Annotated in this window: 13 protein-coding genes; 7 read left to right on the top strand and 6 right to left on the bottom strand. The window is 65.8% G+C overall.

Translation table 11 applies throughout. From position 1 onward, the window contains the following. Positions 1 to 9: 9 nt before the first annotated feature. From ybeY to ACFMO3_RS00715, 7 genes are all read left to right on the top strand, one after another. Positions 10 to 543: an rRNA maturation RNase YbeY gene (gene ybeY / locus ACFMO3_RS00745; RefSeq protein WP_376788518.1), complete on the top strand. Its 534-nt coding sequence runs from the start codon at positions 10 to 12 to the stop codon at positions 541 to 543. A gap of 182 nt (positions 544 to 725) precedes the next feature. Beyond that, positions 726 to 1820: a rod shape-determining protein gene (locus ACFMO3_RS00740; protein WP_376788517.1), complete on the top strand. Its 1095-nt coding sequence runs from the start codon at positions 726 to 728 to the stop codon at positions 1818 to 1820. A 35-nt stretch (positions 1821 to 1855) separates the two neighbouring features. After that, positions 1856 to 2680 carry a rod shape-determining protein MreC gene (gene mreC, locus ACFMO3_RS00735; protein WP_376788516.1) on the top strand — a complete coding sequence of 275 codons (825 nt, stop codon included), beginning with the start codon at positions 1856 to 1858 and terminating at the stop codon, positions 2678 to 2680. 64 nt (positions 2681 to 2744) lie between these two features. Next, the gene (mreD, locus tag ACFMO3_RS00730) at positions 2745 to 3251 is read left to right on the top strand and encodes a rod shape-determining protein MreD (RefSeq protein WP_376788515.1); all 507 of its coding nucleotides are present in this window, start codon (positions 2745 to 2747) and stop codon (positions 3249 to 3251) included. A 164-nt stretch (positions 3252 to 3415) separates the two neighbouring features. After that, entirely contained in the window at positions 3416 to 5389 is a 1974-nt protein-coding gene (mrdA, locus tag ACFMO3_RS00725) for a penicillin-binding protein 2 (protein ID WP_376788514.1), read from the top strand. Between the two features lie 42 nt (positions 5390 to 5431). Continuing rightward, entirely contained in the window at positions 5432 to 6361 is a 930-nt protein-coding gene (locus tag ACFMO3_RS00720; RefSeq protein WP_376788513.1) for a proline dehydrogenase family protein, read from the top strand. Between the two features lie 100 nt (positions 6362 to 6461). Next, positions 6462 to 9626 carry an O-antigen ligase family protein gene (locus ACFMO3_RS00715; protein ID WP_376788512.1) on the top strand — a complete coding sequence of 1055 codons (3165 nt, stop codon included), beginning with the start codon at positions 6462 to 6464 and terminating at the stop codon, positions 9624 to 9626. 350 nt (positions 9627 to 9976) lie between these two features. Here ACFMO3_RS00715 and ACFMO3_RS00710 read toward each other — a convergent pair whose 3' ends face one another. The 6 genes from ACFMO3_RS00710 to ACFMO3_RS00685 all read right to left on the bottom strand — a co-directional run bounded on the left by ACFMO3_RS00710 (position 9977) and on the right by ACFMO3_RS00685 (position 20964). Next, positions 9977 to 15922 carry an Ig-like domain-containing protein gene (locus tag ACFMO3_RS00710; protein ID WP_376788511.1) on the bottom strand — a complete coding sequence of 1982 codons (5946 nt, stop codon included), beginning with the start codon at positions 15920 to 15922 and terminating at the stop codon, positions 9977 to 9979. Between the two features lie 158 nt (positions 15923 to 16080). Beyond that, a complete protein-coding gene (locus ACFMO3_RS00705) occupies positions 16081 to 16797 on the bottom strand; it encodes a hypothetical protein (protein WP_376788510.1) in 717 nt (238 codons plus the stop codon). A gap of 43 nt (positions 16798 to 16840) precedes the next feature. Further along, a complete protein-coding gene (locus ACFMO3_RS00700; RefSeq protein WP_376788509.1) occupies positions 16841 to 17629 on the bottom strand; it encodes a mechanosensitive ion channel family protein in 789 nt (262 codons plus the stop codon). 3 nt (positions 17630 to 17632) lie between these two features. Beyond that, positions 17633 to 18463: a hypothetical protein gene (locus ACFMO3_RS00695; protein ID WP_376788508.1), complete on the bottom strand. Its 831-nt coding sequence runs from the start codon at positions 18461 to 18463 to the stop codon at positions 17633 to 17635. 261 nt (positions 18464 to 18724) lie between these two features. Next, entirely contained in the window at positions 18725 to 19195 is a 471-nt protein-coding gene (gene smpB, locus ACFMO3_RS00690) for an SsrA-binding protein SmpB (RefSeq protein ID WP_376788507.1), read from the bottom strand. A 377-nt stretch (positions 19196 to 19572) separates the two neighbouring features. Beyond that, positions 19573 to 20964 (bottom strand): ATP-binding protein, encoded by a 1392-nt coding sequence (locus ACFMO3_RS00685; protein WP_376788506.1) that lies wholly within the window; start codon positions 20962 to 20964, stop codon positions 19573 to 19575. Positions 20965 to 21209 lie beyond the last annotated feature (245 nt).

Genomic DNA, 21209 nt, shown 5'->3' with positions numbered 1-21209 from the left:
GACGGAGGGATGGGAAGCAAGGGGCTGCGCCGTCCGCTCCGCAAACCCGAATTCCCGAGGGCTCCGGTGATTCGAATTGAAATCCGGGCGCCCCGGGCATATCATGCGCCCGGGCGTATTGCCGGACTACGGCGGGCTGCCCGCGCGGTCCTTCAGCGCCACGGCCTGGAAAACCGCGCCACGCTGACGGTGGCGCTGGTGGATGAGGAAACCATCCGCCAGCTGAACTGGACCTATCGAGGGATCGACGCGCCCACGGATGTGCTGTCCTTCCCCACCCCGGTGGAAATCCCCCCCGGCATCCGATATCTGGGCGATGTGGTGATCGCTTTCCCATATGCGGTTCGTCAGGCCCAGCGGGAAGGCCACCCACTGGACGGGGAACTCGCATTGCTGACAGTGCATGGGGTTCTGCACCTATTAGGTTATGATCACGAGGACGAACCAGAGCGGCGCCGGATGTGGGCCGTTCAGCGGGAGATCCTCCATCAGCTGGGCTTTCTCGAGGTCGCCCCCGCTGACGAAGGAGAAGAGGTCGTCTGACCCCATGGAGCCCAGACGGAGAAGCCCGGGGAGAGCGGTTGCTGAACGGCCAGGCCCCCCGTATAATCCAGCCCGGACTCCCTGAAAACGGTGGCGTGGCCCCCGGTCATTTCCTGGGATGAGCTTTCCTGTGGGGCATCCAATGGCAAAGGGTATCATCCTGGCTCTGGAGCGAAGAACCGGTGTGGAATCCGATCGACGCGTTGTTTGGATTGCTCTCCTTGGATATCGGGATCGACCTGGGAACGGCAACCACTCTGGTGTGCGTTCGGGGAAAAGGGATTGTGATCCATGAGCCCTCCTGGGTAGCCATTGACCGGCGCTCCCGGCAGGTGCTGGCGGTGGGGGAAGCAGCCAAGGAGATGGTCGGCCGAACCCCTGCGCACATTGTGGCCATTCGCCCATTGCGGGACGGTGTGATCTCGGAGTTCGAAGTGACCCGGGAGATGATCGGCGAGTTCATCCGCAAAGCCCACCAGCAGGTCCCGGTTCCGATCCCCCGCCCGCGGGTGGTGGTGGGAATCCCCAGCGGGGTGACGGAAGTCGAGCGCCGCGCCGTGCATGATGCATGCCTCGCTGCCGGCGCCCGGGCCGCCTTCTTGATCGAGGAACCCTTGGCGGCGGCGATCGGAATCGGCCTCCCCGTCGCCGAGGCACGGGGGAGCATGGTGGTCGATATCGGGGGCGGAACCACTGAGGTGGCGGTCTTCGCCCTCGGCGGGATCGTCGTCGGACGCTCCGTCCGGGTGGCTGGGGACGAGATGGATGAGGCGATTATTCACTACCTGCGTCAGCGCTACAATCTGCTCATCGGCGAGCGGATGGCCGAGCGGGTGAAGATAGAGATCGGGTCCGCCTATCCCCTGCCCGAGGAGCGAACCATGGTGGTCCGGGGTCGGAACCTGATCACCGGGTTGCCGGATGCCATCGAGGTTTCCAGCATTGAGATCCGCGAAGCGCTGCGGGAGGCGGTGGGCATCATCGTGGACACCGTGAAATCGGTCCTGGATGAGACGCCACCGGAGCTGGTCGCCGATATCATGGAGATCGGTATTGCGCTGGTTGGCGGCGGGGCCCAGCTCAAAGGCCTGGCCCAGCGCCTGACGGAGGAGACCCGGATCCGATGCTGGGTGCCCCCGGATCCGGTCACGGCGGTCGCCCTGGGAGCCGCGAAGATCCTGGAGGACCTGGACACCTGGCATCGGGTGCTGAGCTCGCTGGATCGCGGCCGGCCGCCCCGATCGCCGGTGCGCATCGGCCAGCCGATCGCCCGCTAAGGGACCGCAACTCGGGGCGCGGAGGAGGATGGGCCTTGCCTCCAGGAGATCGACGTCCGTGGACGGCTGGGTGGTGGGTGGGCCTGGCGATGGTGCTCCTGTTCCTCCACGGTCTGGGATGGCTTCAACCGGTGGAGTCCCTCCTGACGATTCCTCTGACCCCCCTGCAGCGTCTCATCGCGGATTTGGGGCGGGACGCCATGGGCGCTGTGGGATTCCTCCGGGAGATCCATGATCTCCGGGAGGAAGTGACACGCTTGCGAGCCCAGGTGGAGGATCTGCAGACAGAGAACCTGCGCCTGCGGGAGCTGGCCGCTGAGAACGCGGAATTGAAAGCGCTGCTGGGGATCATTCAGGCAAACCGCCAAACCACCTTCGTGACCGCCACGGTGATCGGTTACGAGACGGATCCCTATCTTCGGTTTCTCCTTCTGGATGTGGGGACCCGCCAGGGGGTTCGAGAAGGGATGGCCGTGATCACTCAGGGTTCAGCCCTGGTCGGCCGGATCACTTCTGCAAGCCTCAATCGATCTCGGGTGCGCCTGCTGAACGACGGCGGAAGTCAGGTAGGGGCCCTCTTGCAGACCACCCGGGCAACCGGAATCGTCATAGGCCAGCCGGACGGAAGCTTGGTACTGGATTTCGTGCGACCCGATGAGCAGATCCTTCCGGGGGATGTGGTGCTGACCTCTGGGGTGGGCGGCGAGATCCCCCGGGCGCTGGTCATCGGCCAGGTGGCCGAAGTGCTGCAGGGCCGCGAGCCCTTCCAGCGCGCCCGCATCCAGCCCGCCGTCGATCCCCGGCGATTGAGCTATGTGCTGGTGATCACCAGCTTCCCTGGGATGGAAGCTCTGCCTTGAGGGAGAGGGCTGACCTCGGGGAATTGCTTTTCTCTATGGGGAAAAGGAGGAAAGGAAGCCCAGGATGCGCAGGAAGTGGATGCGGACGCTCGGCGTTCTGGGGTTAGCGGCTTTGCTTCAGGCCACCTGGATCCCGATGGGGATCCCGTATCCCGGGCGACCGAACTTGGTGTTCCTGATGGTCGCCACGGCGGCCTTTCTCGCACCCCTAGAGGAAGGATGGGGATGGGCGCTGGCTGGGGGGCTGTGGCTGGACCTCTTTTCCGGGGGGCCGTTGGGCCTCAGCGCCCTGGCGCTGATGGCGGTGGTTCCGCTCGCCTATGGGCTCAGCCGACCGGTTTTCCGAGGGCGGTTGATCATGCCGGCGCTGGTGGCCGCCGCGGGTACCTTCCTAATGGAGGGGGTTCGAGGATTCCTCCTGATGGCCTTACAATATCCGATGGACTGGAACGCAGCGTTCCGACAGATCATGCTGCCGGAGGCGCTCTGGAATACGATCGGGATGCTGCTGCTTTACCCGCTCTTCCGAGCGCTTCCCCTACGCCCGGAACGTCCCGTGTTACACCGATGAGGAAACGGCCACAAGGCGATGGGGAAGGGAACCCCATCCCCCTTCCCCTGCACACGATGGGGCGGTCCATAGCGTAGGGGGAGGCTTTGAGCCGTTTTTCAACCTTGAGGGGTTAACGGGAACCCGCAATGCCGGAACCTTACCCACCTTGTGAGGCGGAAGCCATGGATAGTGTGGCGGTGTTCCGTTCCCCTCCACCGCCACCTCCTTCTCCTCGTTTTCGCTTGATCCTCTGGGCGCTGGTCATCGCCCTCGGGTTTGCCGGTCTAGGCTATCGCCTCTACTGGCTCCAGATCGTGGAAGGACCTGGTTATCAGGCTCTGGGGGAGCGGAATCGCCTACGGGTGATCCCACTGGAGGCCCCCCGGGGGCTTCTCTTGGACCGCCAGGGCCGCCCATTGGTTCAGAACGACCCCGCCTTCCGGGTCCTGGTAACCCCGGGAGATCTGCCGGAGGATCCCGCCTGGCGGGAGGCGATCTTCCAGCAGCTCAGTCGATGGCTGGGCATACCTGTGGAAAGCGGGGGGGCCTCGGTGCAGGGGCCGGGCGGCCCAGGGATCCGGGAGCGGATCCAGGCCGCCGCCCGGGAGGCCCCCTTCCGGCCGCTGGTCCTGAAGGAGCCGGTGGATCGGGAGATCGCCTTCCGTCTGATGGAAGAAAGCAGCCGTCTCCCTGGCGTTCAGGTGGAGCTTGTTTTGCAACGGCGCTATCCGACGGGCCCGTTGACGGCCCATGTGGTGGGCTTCGTGGGGCATATCCCCGCGGAGCAGGCCGCTCATTATCAGGCCCAGGGCTATGATCCGGCGGTGGATCGGGTGGGTCTCAGTGGCCTGGAATATGCTCTGGAGCCGTGGCTGCGAGGGACCAAAGGGGCTCGTTATGTGGAGGAAGATGCACGGGGGCGACCGGTGCGGGTGCTGGCGGAGATCCCTCCCCAGGCGGGGGCACGGATCACGCTTACACTGGATCTGGAGTTGCAGGCAGCCGCACGGGCGGCTCTGCAGGCCAAACTGGAAGAGCTGAACCGCATCGCCGGCCGGGAGATCACGCGGCGGGGGGTGGTCCTCGCGATGCGGCCGACGACCGGGGAGATCCTGGCCATGGTCAGCCTTCCAGATTACGATAACAACGGGTTCGTCAGCCCTGATCTCCCTCAGACATATAACCGCTTAGTGGAGGATCCCTTTGCCCCACTGCTCAACCATGCGATCGCCTCTCAATTTGCGCCGGGCTCCTCCTTCAAGCCCATTGTGGCCGCTGCCGCGCTCCAGGAAGGGGTGATTACACCCCGAACCCGGCTGTTCGATCCGGGAGAGATCGTGATCCCCAACCGGTACTTCCCCAACGATCCGGGGCTGGCCCAGCATTTCTTCTGCTGGCTGCGCTCCGGCCACGGCTGGCAGGACGTGGTGGATGCCCTGGCCAACTCTTGCAATGTGTTCTTCTACAAGGTCGCCGGGGGATATGATGGGGCGGGGGAGCCCGCGTTCGAGGGGCTGGGGATCGAGCGCCTGGTGCGCTATATGCATGCCTTCGGCCTGGGGCGCCCGACCGGGATCGAGTTGCCCGGGGAGGCAGCCGGGCAGGTGCCAGATCCGGAGTGGAAGCGGAAAACCTTCGGGGAGACCTGGTCCACTGGCGATACCTACAACCTGGGGATCGGGCAGGGGTACCTGCTGGTGACGCCCATACAACTCCTCAACGCCATCAGTGCCATCGCCAATGGGGGAACCCTTTACCGGCCCACCCTGGTTCGTGAGATCGCCGGCCCGGACGGCAATCTCCTGAAGGTCTTCCAGCCGGAGGTCATGGGGCGACTCCCCATTGCGCCGGAGCATCTGGCGGTGGTTCGGGATGGAATGGTGGCCGCCGTGGAGCGGGGGACCGCTGTCCGGGCCCAGATCCCAGGGGTCCGAATCGCCGGCAAGACCGGCACGGCGGAGTTCTGTGATGATCTAGCCCTTCGCCTGGGGCTGTGCGCTGGACGGCGGCTGCCCAGCCATGCCTGGTTTGTGGCCTTCGCGCCCGCAGAGGCGCCGGAGATCGCCATCCTGGTTTTCATCTGGAATGGAGGGGAGGGTTCTCAGAACGCAGCGCCAGTGGCCCGGGAGGTCCTGGAAGCCTATTTCCGGCGGTGAGCCACGTGGCCCAGGCCTCATCCTCGACATCAGGGGGTTTCTATGTGGCGCGCCCTCTTCGTCTCGCTTTCCCGGAACCGGATGATGAAGGAGCGGGTCATGCGCTGGGGGTTCGTATGGCGGGCCGCCTCGCGCTTTGTGGCCGGCGAGAGGCTGGAGGACGGCCTGCGAGCCATCCGTGAGCTGGAGGCCATGGGGATCGGGGGGATCCTGGACCATCTGGGGGAAAACGTGGAATCCGCTGCCGATGCGATGCGGGCCACTGAGGATTACTGGCTCGCCCTGGACCACCTGGCCGCACTGGGGATGCGGCCCCATCTCGCGGTGAAGCTGACCCACCTGGGCCTGGATATTGGGGAGGAGATCTGCGAGGGGAACCTGCGGCGGGTGATCGAGCGGGCGGCCCAGGTCGGGACCGTGGTGGAGATCGATATGGAGAGCAGCGTTTACACGGAGCGCACCCTGAGGCTGTATCGGCGGCTCGCCCCGCAGTATCCCAACACCCGGGTTGCGATCCAGGCCTACCTGTATCGAAGCAGGGAGGACGTGGAGCGCCTGATCGAAGAGGGGATTGCCCGGATTCGTTTGTGCAAGGGGGCCTATCAGGAGCCGCCGCACATCGCCTACCCCCGCAAACGGGATGTGGATGCGAGCTATGTGCGACTGATGGAGCGATTGCTCTCCGCGGAGGCGCGGCGGCGAGGCGCTTACGTGGCGATCGCCACCCATGATGAGCGGATCATCCAGCACGCGCTGCGCCGGATCGCGGAGTGGGAAGTCCCCCGTGATGCCTTCGAGTTCCAGATGCTCTATGGGATCCGCCGCGATCTCCAGCTCTCCCTGGCACGCCAAGGATACACCGTCCGGGTATATGTGCCCTACGGGACGGAGTGGTATCCCTATTTCATGCGGCGCCTGGGAGAACGCCCCGCGAATGTCTGGTTCGTGGTGCGGAACCTCCTCCGGGCGTGATGGGTCCAGGATGCTCCATGTTTCCGCGCCTCCTTGGAACCTCCAGTAGCCACTTCGGAGAGCCCATTTCGTGAAGTTTCGGCTCAGGGAAGCAAGGCCTATGGTGGTTCTCCAGGATCGATGGCGAGGTTGGTTTCGGATCGGGTTGGGTCTGCTGCTGATCAGCCTCGGGCTGCTCGGGCTGGGGGTAACTGGGCAGGTGTTGCGCGCCCGCTGGCAGGGGACGATCGCTGGCTTCCCTCCCCCCATCCCATGGTCCGGCGAGCCGCGGGTGGGCTTGAATGTCCCGCTGTTCGGAAGGAGGCCCGAAGAGCGGAGGCGAGATCTGGAGCAGATCCGGGCCTTGGGCATCCCGCGAATCCGCGTTTTCTTCCCCTGGCCGGCGATCCAGCCCGAGAGAGACCGCTGGGACTGGACAGAGGCAGATCGAGTGATGGCCGAGGTCCGGGCGGCTGGTCTGGAGCTGGTAGCTGTTCTAGGGGATAGCCCTGAATGGGCAGCCCGGCGAAGGGGGCCGATGGCCCCGCCGCTGGATCCCGCCGACTTCGCCCGGTTTGCGGGCGCTTTCGCAGCGCGCTACGGGCGATGGGTACGTTTTTACCAGATCTGGGATGAGCCTAACCTCACCATCGGATGGGGTGGTGAGCCCCCGGATCCCTCGGCTTACGCGGCCCTGCTCCAACAGGCGGCCGTCGCGATCCGCACGGCGGATCCGGATGCATGGATCGTGCTGGCCGGTCTAGCCCCCACCGTGGAGCGCGGCCCGGGGAACCTGGCGGACTGGTTATTCCTGGAGCGGCTCTATCAGCTGGGCGCCCGGGAATTCTTTGATATTGTCGCCGCCAAGCCTTATGGCTTCGACACCGGGCCCGACGATCGACGGGTAGACCCGGAGGTGTTGAACTTCTCCCGGGCCATCTTGCTGCGCGAGGTGATGATCCGCTACGGGGATGAGGGGAAACCGATCTGGGCCAGCCACTGGGGATGGAACGCCCTGCCCCCCGGATGGAGCGGCCGTCCCTCGATCTGGGGGCAGGTGGATGAGGCCACGCAGGCCCGCTACATCCAGGAGGCCATCGCGCGGGTCCGCCGGGAATGGCCTTGGATGGGGACGATGTTTCTGGAAACGTGGCGGCCGGAGACGTCGCCCGATGATCCGCGTTGGGGATTTGCGCTGGTGGATCCCTCCGGTCGGCTGCGCCCGGCTGCGGAGGCGTTGCGCACCGCCGTGTCATCGGCGCCCTTCACCCCGGGTTACTATCCCGCCTCGGTTCCCCAGGAGGGAAACGAGGGCCGCGCCTATGGCCCGCCGCCGGGGGCAACCTACGAGGGCGCATGGCGTTTCTCGGCGCTGGGCGCGGATATCGGGCGCGAGGAGGGAGACCGCTTGAGCTTTGTTTTCGAGGGCACCGGGCTCGCCCTAAGGGTCCGACGGGGTGGGTATCGCGCCCATCTCTACGTATGGGTGGATGGGCAGCCGGCGAACCGACTTCCCCGAGATGCGCGCGGCGCCTACCTGATCCTGACCTCCCCGGATTACGCAACCCCGGAAGTGGTCACCATCCCGGTGGCGGAGGGCCTGCCCTATGGGCCGCATACTGTGCGGGTGGAAGCGGAGCGGGGCTGGGGGCAATGGGCCCTGGTGGGCTGGAGCGTGGCCGGGGTGCAGCCGGATCTCTTCCGGTATCGCCTGGCCCTGGGCTTGAGCCTGCTCGGGATCGGCATGGGAGGATGGCTAGTGATCGCCGGAACGATCCAGTCCCGTCGGTCCGCTGTCCGCTCAATCCGGAAGTTCGCGGGGTCCATGGCCCATCGGTTGGGGCTGTGGGGCGCCTGGGGACTCTCCGGGCTGGTCTACGCTGGGATGTGGTGGATCTCCTGGGAGCCATGGGGGCTCCAGCGTGGGGGCGAGCTGCGATGGCTGGGCCTGGGCCTGATCCTGAGCGGGCTCTTCTATCTGGCTCCCCGGGTGGCCCTCACGGCCCTGGCCGCCCTGCTGCTGCTGGTGGTGCTGGTCCGGCGGCCCTCCCTCGGCCTGGCGCTCATCGCTTTCTGGGCCCCTTTCTATCTGTATCCGAAGCCCTTCTTCCAGAAAGCTTTCCCAATGAACGAGCTGATGCTCCTGCTCACCGCTGTGGCCGGGTTGCTCCATTTAGGGATCCGCGTGGGGAGGGGGCGACGGATCGCCTGGGCGTGGGAGCCGGCGGATCGCTGGATGCTGGTCTTTTTCGGAGCGGCAACCCTCAGCACCGCCCTGGCCGCCTTCCAGCGGGTGGCGTGGCGGGAGTGGCGCATGGTGATCCTGGAGCCTCTTCTGTTCTACGCCATGGCCCGGGCGATGCGGCCCCCGCGTGCGGAGTGGGAAGGAGTATTGCAAGCCTTCCTGCTGGGCGGGATCGGAGCGGCTGGCGTCGGGCTGATGCAGGGAATCACAGGGATGGGATGGATCACGGGGGAGGCCGGCGCGCGCTGTATGCGAGGGCCCTTCGGCTCGCCTAACAACTTGGCGCTCTACCTGGGAAGGGTCTTCCCGTTTCTCCTGGCCCTGACGCTGGCCGGGCGCTCCCCACGAGGGCGGCTGTTTGCTGGGCTGGGCCTCCTGCTTGTAGGGATCGCCAGCATGGGAACATGTTCGGAAGGGGCCGCGTTCCTGGGGATCCCGGCGGTGCTGATCACGATGGGCGGGTTGTGGCTGCGCGATCGGTGGGGAAGGCTGTCGCGAAGGGCCCGGTGGGGGCTTGGGATTCTCGCCCTCAGCGCGGCGATGGGGCTGGGAGGGCTTCTTGGGCCACGCGTGGGGGAAGCGCTGACCCGGCGCGCATCCACCCCGGGCAGCACTGTCTTCTTCCGACTCCGCCTGTGGGCCAGCACCCTGGATCTGATCCGGGAACATCCCCTCTTTGGAGTCGGCCCAGACAACTTCCTTTACTGGTATCGCAGCCGCTACATCCGGCCGGATGCGTGGCAGGAGCCGAATCTCTCCCACCCGCACAACATCTTCCTGGACTTCTGGGCCCGCACCGGCCTGCTGGGGCTGATCGCCGGGCTGGCCTGGCAGGTCCTGTTCTGGCAGGGAATCCGCCGCTCAGAGGTTTCCCGGGATCCCTGGCGCTGGGGGGCAGCGGGGGCGATGGCAGATACCCTCGCTCACGGGATGGTGGACAACGGGTTCTTCCTAGTGGATCTGGCATTCGCGTTCATGATTGTCTTCTACACTGGCCTCCAATCTCCGAAGGCGCCTATCGATCTCGAGCAAGGGGAGTAGCGGATCGGCAGCCGCGGACGATGGGAGCCGCTGCCCTACGCGGAACGGGCCGAGATGAGAATCCCGCCCGGCCGCCTCATCCCAAACCCCCTCCAGCCAGCGCGCCTGGGTCTCCGCAGCCCCTCCGCCGATGGCGAACGGATCCCCATGAGCTTGCAGCGCCAGGGCTTCGTTCTGCTCCACAGCGTTCCGGATCAGAGCGCGGGAGATGTCCAGTCCATCCTGCCAATGGGGAATCGGCCTACTGAGGCCCTCGCGCGCCCCCGCGTCGACCTGCGCCGGCGCCCAACAGCATTTTGGCCGGCACAGGTCGACCGGTGGCCGAAGGCATTCGACTTAACCCAACGCACTCACCGGGTGATCTCGAACCGCATGCCTTCGCTCTGGCCGTAGATCTCCGGGAAGTAGAAGGCATAGGCCCGCGCGGGGCGTGTCTGGAACTGCCCGGCCCAGCCCGCTCGGATCATATAGGTGTATTCATAGGTGCCCGGTGGGAGATATTCGGCGAACAGGGCGGCCCGATCGTCATAGAGCGCCGTATGCCCGAACCACCACCAGCCCCACCATCCATATCCTCCAAAGGGATCCCGCGGATCGACCCGCTGCATCTCCGGCGGCCGCCCTGCCATCGGCGAGGTCTTCAGCGAGGGATCGATGGCCTCCGTCCCCGCGGGGTACGGATCCTCCAGCACCAGATGGTGCACGGTACGCGGAACCACCAAGGTCAGGCGCACCACCAGGAGGTCCCCCACCCGGGCCGAGGTCACCGGGACGCAGGGCTGCCGCCGATCCTTCAGGCACGGATCGTCTGGCCGGAGATACTGGCGGCTCAGGGTCAGACCCCGGGAGCGCGGGGCGATCCGCTCCACGGGCTCCTCCAAGGCGAGATGGATAGTGTAATACAGCACGCCGGGCCCGGCGCTCCGGGCAAGCTCTAGGGCATTGCCCGTTTCCCGCAGCAGCCCGGCGATGTCCTGCTGCAGGGTCACGGTCTCCTGGAGGTGCGCCGGATCCACGGAACCGGATCCGATGACCTGATCGTTCAGGCGAGCGGTCCACGTGTAGTTCCCCTCCAGCTCCCCGCTCTGCGCCATCCATTCCGTGAAGGCCATGAGCGCCCACGCGGTCTCCTGGGTGGTCTCCCAGCGATCAGCACGTCGCGCGGCCATCAAGCCCCGCACCGCCTGGAAGGCCAGCGGGTTCTTCGGATCCACGCGCAGGAGGCTGAGCAGGGCAATGGCCGAGGTGCGCGTGTCCGTGTTCCAGTTGAAATCGTCCAGGCCTTTCTCTTCCCAGAAGGCACCGGTTGCGGTGATGTGGGCCTGCTCCAGGATGCTGTTCAGGAGCGTGGGGATCAGCGGATGATCCGCTTGGGTGCGGCCGAGGGCCATCGTCAGGAAAGCGCGGGCATACAGCGCGAGATGCTCCTTCTGGGCCTCCCACAGCGCGACGATCCGGCCGGCATCCCCGGCGCCAGCCTCGGCCATGGCGAAGAGTATGAACGCCTGCCGGTTGGCCTTCCAGGGGGGGAGATCCGCGGGGGCCTCCAGGGATCGGCGTAGGAATGCCAAGCCGCGTTCGATCACGCCGTCGGCCACCGCGAATCCGCCAGCCCGCGCCTCGGCCAGGGCGAAGACCGCATAGGCCGTGGTCAGGGGATCGCTTTCCATGGACGGGAACCATCCCCATCCGCCGTCGGCATGCTGGCCTGCATACAGCTTCTGCAGACCGACGACGACCTGCTGCCGGAGACGCTCCTCGAGATCCGGGCGGGCCAAGTTCAGCCGAAGGAGGGTTCGATAGGCGACGATGTTCGGCAGGAAGCGGCTGATGGTCTGTTCTGTACATTCATATTCGAAGTGCTGAAGCCAGGTCAGGCTATCCAGAGCCGTCGCGGCCAGGGATGGGGAGAGCCGGAGGGTGAGGGTCCCTCCGGTGACTTCCGGCTCCGGCGGGATGGCCACGATCTCCTGCCGGGACTCCGAGGTTTCCAGCATCCCGGCGGTCGCCACGGTCTCCAGGCTCACATAGCGTAGCACCGGGATGGTGCCATCCGGCCGGGCCAGGGTCGGTTTTGTGGCATCTCGAAAGCCGCCGCCTTCGGCATAGAACGTGAGATCCACCGCCTTCCCGCGCTCCACCATCCCGGTCCACTCGAAGTGGGCCATGCCATCCGGCGGGATCGTCCCCTCCTGAGCGGCCGGGCTCTCCAGCGTGAAGCCCTTCGCTTCCAGGCGCACCGTAACGGTGAGGGGGCGGGAAAGGTGATTATGGACCGCCGCTCCTAGAGTCACGCGATCGCCGGCCATGAAGAACCGCGGGACGCTGGGACGGATCAGGAGATCCTTGGTGCTGAGGACGTCCAGCGTGGCCTCGCCAACCCGGGTGTCCCGGGTCACCCCCTTCGCGGTGACGCGCCAGGTGGTGAGGTTATCCGGGAGGCGCACCGAGAAGGTGGCCGTTCCGCTGGCGTCGGTCCGCAGGATCGCGTTCCAGTAGGCGGTGTCCGGGAATTCCCGACGGATCTCCCCGAAGGCCTCGGCGACGCCTCCGCCGCCGCCTTTGCGTTCCCGGGCGATGCGCACCGTCACCCGGTTCAGGTTGTAGATCAGGGAGACCCCGGTGAGGACGGAGAGGTTACGCCGGCCATAGAATCCCTCCACGATAGGCGGGGCGTTCGGATCCACCAGGGCCAGCACGGAGGCGTCCACCACGGCTACGGCCACCTCTGCCGGGACCGGCCGGCCATCTGCGTCGGTGGTGCGAACGGTGACGGTCATGGTCTCCCGGGGTCCGTAATGGGCCCCGGCCGCCACATCCCGATCGGGGATCAGCTCAACGTGGAGGGTCTGCCGCGTTGGCTTCACCGGGAGGTTCACGATCCCCATCTTGAAGCTCGGCGCTGGGTTCTCCCGGGTGACTCCCTGGATCAGGATGACGGAAACGAAGATGTTGGGCGCGTCCTCCTCCGAGAGCGGGATGGATAACGTGGGCGCGTTGCTCTGTAAGATGCGCACCTCCGCCCGTCGGATCCGCCCGCGCTCCACCGTGATCAGGGCGGTCACCGTCCCGGTGAAGGGGGAAGGAACCAGGATCGTAGCCGTATCGCCCGGCGCGTATTCCCGGCGATCGGCGACGAGCTCGATCCGATCGTTGTTCTCTTGGCGCCACGCTACTGCCCCCCGCCCGGACACCCAGATGAACTCCGCGCTCCGGATCCGGCGGCCTTCGGCGTCCGTTCCTTCTGCTTTCACCACATAGGTTCCCGGATCCGGTGGGATGAACGCAAAGCGCCCCATGCCTTCCGCATCCGTCTGGAGCGTACCGCTCATCACCGCGGTATCGCTGTAGGTCCATGTCCACATCGGCCCGCGGTCCCCCTCTTGCATCACGCTAAACCATTCGCGGCGATATGCGATCCAGGTCAGGGTGACGCTGCTCACCGGCCGGCTCTCCCAGTCCACCGTTTTCGCGGTCATCGTGAGCGGACGGCCAGCCTCCCCGACGTAACGCTCCGCCTGCAACCCGATGTAAAAGCGCCCGGCGTGGACCACCACCTCCGTTCGCCCGGCCACCAGGTTATCGTTGGGATCCGTCACAAGGGCTTCCAGGATCACCCGCTGACTCCCGGGAGGCAACCCCAGCCCCGTGGGCCATTCGATCAGGAACCGTCCCTGCCCATCGGTGGTCCCGCTCCCGCTGGCAATCTCCTTCTCGGCTTCCCCTTCGTAGGCGCTGTAAGGATCGAAGTCGGACCAGGAGTAATAACCGGGCCCGGCGTATTCGAAGAAATAGGGCTGGGCGCGGACGGTCCATTCCACCTTTGCCCCTGCCACCGGCCCTCCGAAATAGTAGGTGGCCTGGAGCGCCACCCGGATGCGCTCGCCGGCCACATAGGCCGGGCGCTCCGGCGCGAGGGTGACCTGGAACTCGGGACGGCGGTAGGCGGCCACCAGGAAAGAGATCGAGTGATAGAAGGGGTTGGGCGGGAGATCGGCCATCAGGGTGTAGCGGCCGAGCATGGCGTCCTCCGCCAGCGGGAACGCCCCTTCCGCGGTCCCGAACTCGTTCAGCGTCAGCGTGGTGGAGTAAACCTCCCGGCCCTCCGGATCAGCGATCCGAATCGCAACGGTTTGGACGGACGGGAGGGCATAGCGCGCATCGTTGTCGGAGCGCACAATGGCCTTGAAGCGCACCGTCTGGCCCGGGCGGTAGATCGGCTTATCGGTCTGCCAGTAAACCCGGAAGCGAGGGGGCTCGTCATCCGCCGGGAGACCGAAGGCCCATGGCTCGATGCCATCGGACCAGGCGTTGGCGCCGATCCCGAAGCGGCCACCGGGGGTCCCGACCACTGCCACCCGCATCCGCCACAGGGGGATGGGGTCCGACCATTCGAAGCGGGCGATCCCGTTGGCATCCGTGGTGCGGACGCCTGAGAGCTCCACATGTTCCTCGGTGGCTTCGAACAGTTGAACGGGAATCCCCGGAGCCGGGCGGCCGGTGGCCATATCGGTGACCCAGACCAAGGCCTCCTGGGGGGCTACCTTCACCACCACATTGAGATCCACCGCTGCCAGCAGATAGCGGCCCGGCCGATGCTCCAGGGAGACCGGGGCGTCCACCCGAAGGTGATAGAGCCCGGTGGGAAGAGTGCGGCGGCCTGGCCCGGCCAGCGAGATGCGATTCAGCATCATGACATCGGTGATCACCTCCGGCACGGTGAACGTCCAGCGGGCGATCTGATCTGCGTCCGGCGCGCTGTAACGGAACGTCGCCTCTGGATCCCGGCTCAGAGCGATGAAGCGTTCCAGCTCCAGACGCGATAGGGTGAAGGTCACCCGATCGAGGTTGCGCGTGGAGAGGAAAGCGCTCGTCTCGGTATACGTCCCCACCACGACCAGCGGGGAGTAGGAGGTGCCGATATTCAGATAGGCGAGGGGGTCCAGATGGTTGACGGTGAAGGTGAACGTATGTTGGCGGTCCAGCCGGTTGCCATAGCGATCGGCGATCTCCGGCCCGACCGTCAGGGTGTACACCGTTCCCGGCGTCCATGGCCCAGATAGGGAGAAAGTGCCATTCTTTGGATCCCAGCTTGTGAACACCCGGGTGACGGAGATCGGCGGTTCCAGGCGGAGGTTGGGCCAGATGGTCTCAGGGCGGATGGCGCCGGAGCTGAAGCCAAGCTCAATGGAATCCCCGGGATCCAGGCGGTTTGGGCCTTGCGGGCTGAGGCTGGCATGCTGCAGGCGAGGATAGGCCGGGGTGGTGAAAGCCCAGGCCACCGTCCCTTCCAGGGTAGCCCCGAAGGGAGCTGCGGCGCGCTGTTCCAGACGGACGAAGTAGCGGGTTTCCAGTTTCAGGGGCTGGGCCGGCCGGAAGAGCATGGTCTGGCTGATCCACTCGAACCGTCCAGGAACCCCTGGGCCATCCTCGGCGCCTTCTCGCAGCGAGAAGGCGGATTCCACGGAGGTTCGATCCATTTCCATATTGAACGTGATGGAAACCGGCGCGCTCAGATCCATGTCCATCTGTCGGCCGGGCGGGGGAGCGTAGGCGATCACCGCCGGGCGGCGGATGGTGAAGGTCCACGTGTAATCCTTCTCCAGCGCCACCCCGGTGAGATCCCGGAGGCCGGCGACCACGCGGGCCGTGTAGGTGCGTCCGGCTGCCCAGGAGCCTTCCGGCTGGAATGAATAGATGCTGGTGTTGATCCAGCGGCCGGTCCCTCGGATCGGCGGATCGAAGGCCAGCGGCTGCGGGAGATCCCCAGGGGCGAGATCGCTGCGCAGGGGAACCACCGGTCGATTGAAGATCACCGTGACGGCAGCCCGGGGATCCACATCCCGGGCGTCCGGGGCCGGGATGACCTCGGCCACAGCGAGCGGGGAAGCGGTGCGGAAGCGGAAAGCCACCGGACGCGCCAGGGCCTGGCCGTTGCGCGCCCGCGCGTTCTCCAGGCGGACCTCATATTCCGTATCGGGTTTCCAGGGCGCCTGGGGGAGGAAGCGGAGGATGCGGTCCCCGGCCTCCCAGGCGAAACGCCCGGCGACCGCTGGGATCACCCGCAGGTTGGCCTCCACGGAAGCCCGATCCATCGGCTCGCTGAACACCAGGCGCAGGGGCATCTCCGGGGTCACTTCCTGTCCAGGCTCCGGGGTGCGGGCCACCAGGATGGGGGGCAGTTTGGAGATCACCGGCGTGGGGGTGGGAGTCGGGGTGGGGCGGCAGGCATCGAGGAGCAGCAGGAAGATCAGGGTTCCCCAGAGCCTTCGCAGGCGCTGCGCGTTCGAATGCATAGAACATCTCCTTTCGCTAAGGCACCGAAATGAACGATGTGCCGTGAACCCCTGGACATCCCCCTGCAGTGCGCGGGGCCATTGGGAGGCCAGGTCGTCCGGGGCGAACAGCCTGACCTCCCACGTCCAGGGAAGAGAGGGAACCGCGCAGGCTATGCTCAATATCGACGCTTCCAGTCGAAGATGTATTGGCCCTTGTTGTTGCAATCCTGGTGATCGATGACCACAGGCGGCGAAAGCGGTCGGGGGTTGCTTGGGCTCTCCACGATCTCGATGATGAAGCGGAACGGCTTGTGATAGTTCGCTGGATCCAGCGGCGCGAACCCCCATAAGCCCGGAGCCCGGCCTCCGCTCTGCTTGTAATCCTCACAGTTCCCATCCTCGGGCGACAGACACACCTGCTCATATCCGCTGCCCGAAGGGAAGAACATCCGCAGGCGATACCATACCCCGTTGAGCGGGTTCCCCGCCGCGTCCTGGATGTAGCCTTCCATGTAGACGGCTCCGCAATTGGGCGCGGCGGATATCGGCTGTGGGTAGAAATCGAAAGCCGGTGTGGGGGTAGGGACCGGCGTCGCCGTCGGGCGGGGGGTAGGGGTGAACGGCGGACGGGTCCGCGTGGGCGTCCGGGTCGGTGTGGGGGTATCGGTCGGCGTGGGGGTGAGGGTGGCCGTCGGCGTGGGGGTGAGGGTCGGGGTGAAGGTGGCCGTCGCCGTCGGGCGCGGCGTGCGGGTGGGGGGGAAGGTCGCCGTGGGCGGCATCGGCGCCCCAAAGGGGGCGCTTCCGCATGCTGCGAAAAGCAGGCTCAGCAGAACAATGGCCATGCGCCCGAGGCCTCGGGCGTTGATGGAACGCGCTGTTGTTCTGATCCGCATCCTCGCCTCCATCGTTTGCGCAAGGCTGTCATGGATCGCTGGCTCAATGATCCGGGGAAGGGGTCAGGGTAGTTTGCAATGCCTGGAGCAGATGATACCGCAACTGACGGGCGGCTGTCCAGCGATCCGCTGGCCGGGTCTTGGCCTCCACCCGCACGATGAAGGCGCTCTCGCCAATCGCTTCGATGCCGGCCACCGCGGGAGGCTCCAGCCACCCCCTTCCCAGCTCCGGATCCTCCCGCAGCGCCCGCGCCGCCTGCTCCAGCGCCTCCTGGAGCTCTTCCAGCCGGGTTCCCCGAGGCACGGGCAGGTCCACGATCACCCGGGCCCAGTCTCGGCTCAGGTTGCTGATCACGCCCAGCATGCTGTTTGGGACCACATGCAGCGTGCCGTCGACGTCCCGTACGTAGGTGGCCCGCAGGGTGATGCGCTCCACCTTCCCGCTGACCCCGGCTGTACGGATGAGGTCCCCCATGCCGAAAGGGCCTTCCAGCACGATGATCAGCCCCGCCAGGAGATCCCGGATCAGGCTCTGGGCGCCCAGCCCCACCACGATCCCGAGGATCCCAGCGCCGGTGAGCAGCGGTCCCAGGTTCAGCCCCAGAAGGTCCAGGATCATCAGCAGGGCAACCGTGATGACCACCGCCCGCAGCAAGCTGCGCCCCAGGGAGAAAACCGCTTGGATCCGCCGCGCGCGCTCGGGATCGGGGACCGGCGGGCGGAACCGGACCAGGTGCCCGATCCCCCACCAGAGGGCGCCGGCCAGGATCACGATGAGGAGGGTCTTCAGGGCCAGCGCGAGCGTAGAAGCTTCCATCCGAAACTGTCCCATCCCTCACCAAACCGCATCCGGGAAGGTGCACACTCCGGCGTGGTGACCCACCCGTTTATACATCCGGATGCCATCGAAAGGCTCTCCCATAATCCCATCGTAGATGGCCCAGGAACGGCCTCGGACGGTTTTCTCCATCCCGGGCTGTCGGAACGGCGTGGAGCCGTCCAGGCGCCGATGCAGTTCTCCGCCAGGCTGGAACTCTCGATGGATCCATTCCATTTTGGCGCGCCCCTCGATATATCCGCAACCGTAGCGCTCAAAGAGGATTGCCGCATGGTAGGCCAAGGGCTCCACCAGGAACATATCGTGGCCCAAGCGGGCGATGAAGCGCTCAAAGAGCGGGAGCATATGCCGAGTGAGACGCAGTCCCCTCCGCACCTGACCGGGCGCCAGCCCAAACTGCATCGCGGCGATCTCCGCCTCGATGTTCCGCCCCATGGTCCCGTATTTCGTCGGCCGCCCCTGCCAGTCCCGGTCCACATCGAAGCGCGGGGATTCCGGATCGCTGGTCATAAAGAGCAGCACGATGATCCGATTGTGCATGGTCTCCGCAAAGTGCAGGTAAACCAGCGGATCCCGATCATCGCGGCGCCGCCAGATGCAGATCTGGACATCCGGGCTCCCGGGCAGGGCGTCGATGTCGACCAGGGGGCGCCCCTCCGGGTCGCGGAGGGTCGCCGGATCGATCCCATAGCGCTCCAGCAGGAAATCCGGGATCAGGGTGCGGTAGATCGCCTGCTTGATCGGATCCGGCAGGCGGTTGATCTCCCGCACCGAAGCCAGTGTTCGCCCGTGGAAGACAAAGCGCTCGTGGATGATCTCCAGCGCCATGGTTCCCGCTTCACAGCATGGATCCATCCTCTTCCGGCAACCGGGCCAGCCCCTCCCGGGAATATGATCCGCAGCCTGGGCGAGCATCCAGGTCCGCGCGTCGCGAGCGGTATCCCAAACTCGCTGCTCCAACGTCGGCCGCTCGACCTCTGAGCGCGGGAAGGGGAAGCGACCGGTCCTCCTCCAGGCCTTCCAGCCGCTGGATCCCGTCGGGGGGCAGAGGCGGCCGGCGCGCGTAACGCTCCCGCCCACCCATATGGCTCACTCCCCTCCCTTCAGGGCCCGCTCTATCTCGCGGCGGGCCTCCCGCTCGGCGATCGCCCGGCGTTTCTCATACTGCTTCTTCCCCTTCGCCAGTGCGATTTCCACCTTCGCGAACCCCCGGGGGTTCAGATACACCTTCAATGGGACAATGGTATACCCCTTCTCCTGGGCCTTGCCGATCAGCCGGTTGATCTCGTGCCGGTGGAGCAGCAGCTTGCGCGGCCGCCGGGGATCCGGGTTGTCCCGTGCGGCCGGCTCGTAAGGGGCAATGTGGACGTTCATCAGCCACAGCTCGCCATCCCGAGGGAGCACATAGCCCTCTCGCAGGCTGATCCGGCCCGCTCGCACGGACTTGATCTCGCTGCCCGTGAGGACGATGCCGGCCTCATAGGTCTCCTCAATGTGATAATCGTGATAGGCCTTCGGGTTGGTGGCCACCACCCGGCCGGGCTCTGTTTTCTTCGCCATCTCGAGCGCTCTTCTCCTTTCCTTTATTGGAGCCTGGGAGAGTCTCGCTGCCCCTCAGGGCTCCCCGCACCGCTTCCGGCTCACGAGCTTGAGCACCGGGAGGGTGATCCGCCAGCCGTTGGATTTCCTTTGGCGTGTACACGAACAGGTCCACCGGGATCCGCGGGTTCAACCGGCGATAGAGGAAAACGGGATGTCGGCGGAGGATATGATGCGGGCAATTCGATCCCGGGTCGCAATCATGCGGGTCGCCCCTACCCGGTTGCCATCCCATGAAAACATATCTCGTCCCTGCCCACAGGGGCGGCATGCCGTGCCCCTGCGCATCCGTGGCGTATCGAAACCCCGTCGTGCCCGCCCGGATGGGGAAACCGGATTCATGAGGCCCCCGAGGGTTTGGGCGGGGACGCCGCCGGGGAGGGGCCGCCCATCTCCACAAAATAGGCTTCACATGCCCGATCGATGAGCTCCTTGTTCAGCGTCGGGGGCACATTGAAATATGCGGCGATGTCCTGAATGTGGGCCAGGAGATCCCGGGCGTGAACCGCCCGCAGCGGCCGCCGGCGCTTGACATACCATTCCTGCAGAAGATAAACCAGCGCCTGGTCATCGTAGGGGATCCCCCGGGCCTGGCATTCGCGGCGGAAGATCTCCCGGAACTCCGCTGGGCTGGGATCTGGGATCTCGATCTTGTGTCGGATGCGCCGCAGGAAGGCTTCATCCACCAGATCCCGGGGGTTCAGGTTGGTGGAGAAAAGGATCAGGGTCTCGAAGGGGATCTCGAACTTCTGGCCGGTGTGCAGCGTGAGATAGTCCACCCCTTTCTCCAGGGGGACGATCCAGCGGTTGAGGAGATCGCGGGGGCGCACCTGCTGACGGCCGAAATCATCGATCAGGAAGACCCCGCCGTTGGCCTTCATCTGAAGCGGCGCCTCATAGTAACGGCTCACTTCATTCCAGGTGAGGTCCAGCATCTCCAGGGTGAGCTCCCCACCACTGACGATGAAGGGCCGCCGGATGGCGATCCACCGAGCGTCCGCCGGAGCCTTCAACACACCGGTCTGGCTGGACCGTTGGTTCGTCAGCGGCTCATGGTTCACTTCATCGAACACCTTGATGACGAAGCCCCCAACTTCCACAGCGTAGGGGATGAAGATGCTCCCTTGGAAGACCCGATGGCCGATGGCTTCGGCGATGGAGGTTTTCCCGTTCCCGGGCGGGCCATAGAGAAAAATGGAAGTCCCGGAGTTGATGGCGGGGCCGATCTTGTGAAACACACGATCGTTGAGCACCAGGTGTCCAAGGGCCTGGCGCATCAGCCGGGGGGTCACCCGGGTGCCCTTATGGGATTGCCGGCGCATGGCGACCGCGTAGGCGGAGAGGGGCACTGGGGCAGGTCCGGCATACTGGCTGCGATCCAGCGCCTCGCGGGCCCGATCGCGCCCCCTTGCAGTCAGCGCATATTGATAGGCCTGTTCGCCCACCCCTCGGGCCCCCTGCACCTCCACCAGCTGCTCCCGCTTGAGGAAGTCCAGGATGACCTCGGTGACCCCGGTGTAGGGGAGGCGCAGGCGCTCCGCCAGCTGCCCGCCGGTGAGATAACCGGCGTTGTAGAGGATCTTCAAGCTCAGGTCGGCCAGGAAGGCCAGAGAAAGCCCTGTCTCCTCCAGAGCACGCGGCACCGGAGGAAGGAACGCGAATTCTCCGGGGGCCGTGGGTCTTGCAGCCGTGGACGTCTCTGTCGATGCGCTCACGGAGACGCTCGCCATGGTCTCTCCTCCGATGGGCTATGGGGATTGAAACGCTGCGATGCGAAGAGCCCCAGGCCTTCATGGGTCAACAGGGCCATAAGGACGGATCCTCTCCATTCTGGATCCCCCGGTGATCTTCGTCAACTTCTTCTTCAGAAGACCGCGACCGCAAAGGGTGAAGATACGGAAGGGCCTCCACTGGAACCCGAGGATCGGGCCGGCGTTGCAGGAAGCGCGGGCTTTCCCTCGGAAGGCGCAGCGAG

It is taken from the genome of Thermoflexus sp. (assembly GCF_042408815.1).
Taxonomy (GTDB): Bacteria; Chloroflexota; Anaerolineae; order Thermoflexales; family Thermoflexaceae; genus Thermoflexus.
This window is presented reverse-complemented; position numbering and strand designations above follow the sequence as displayed.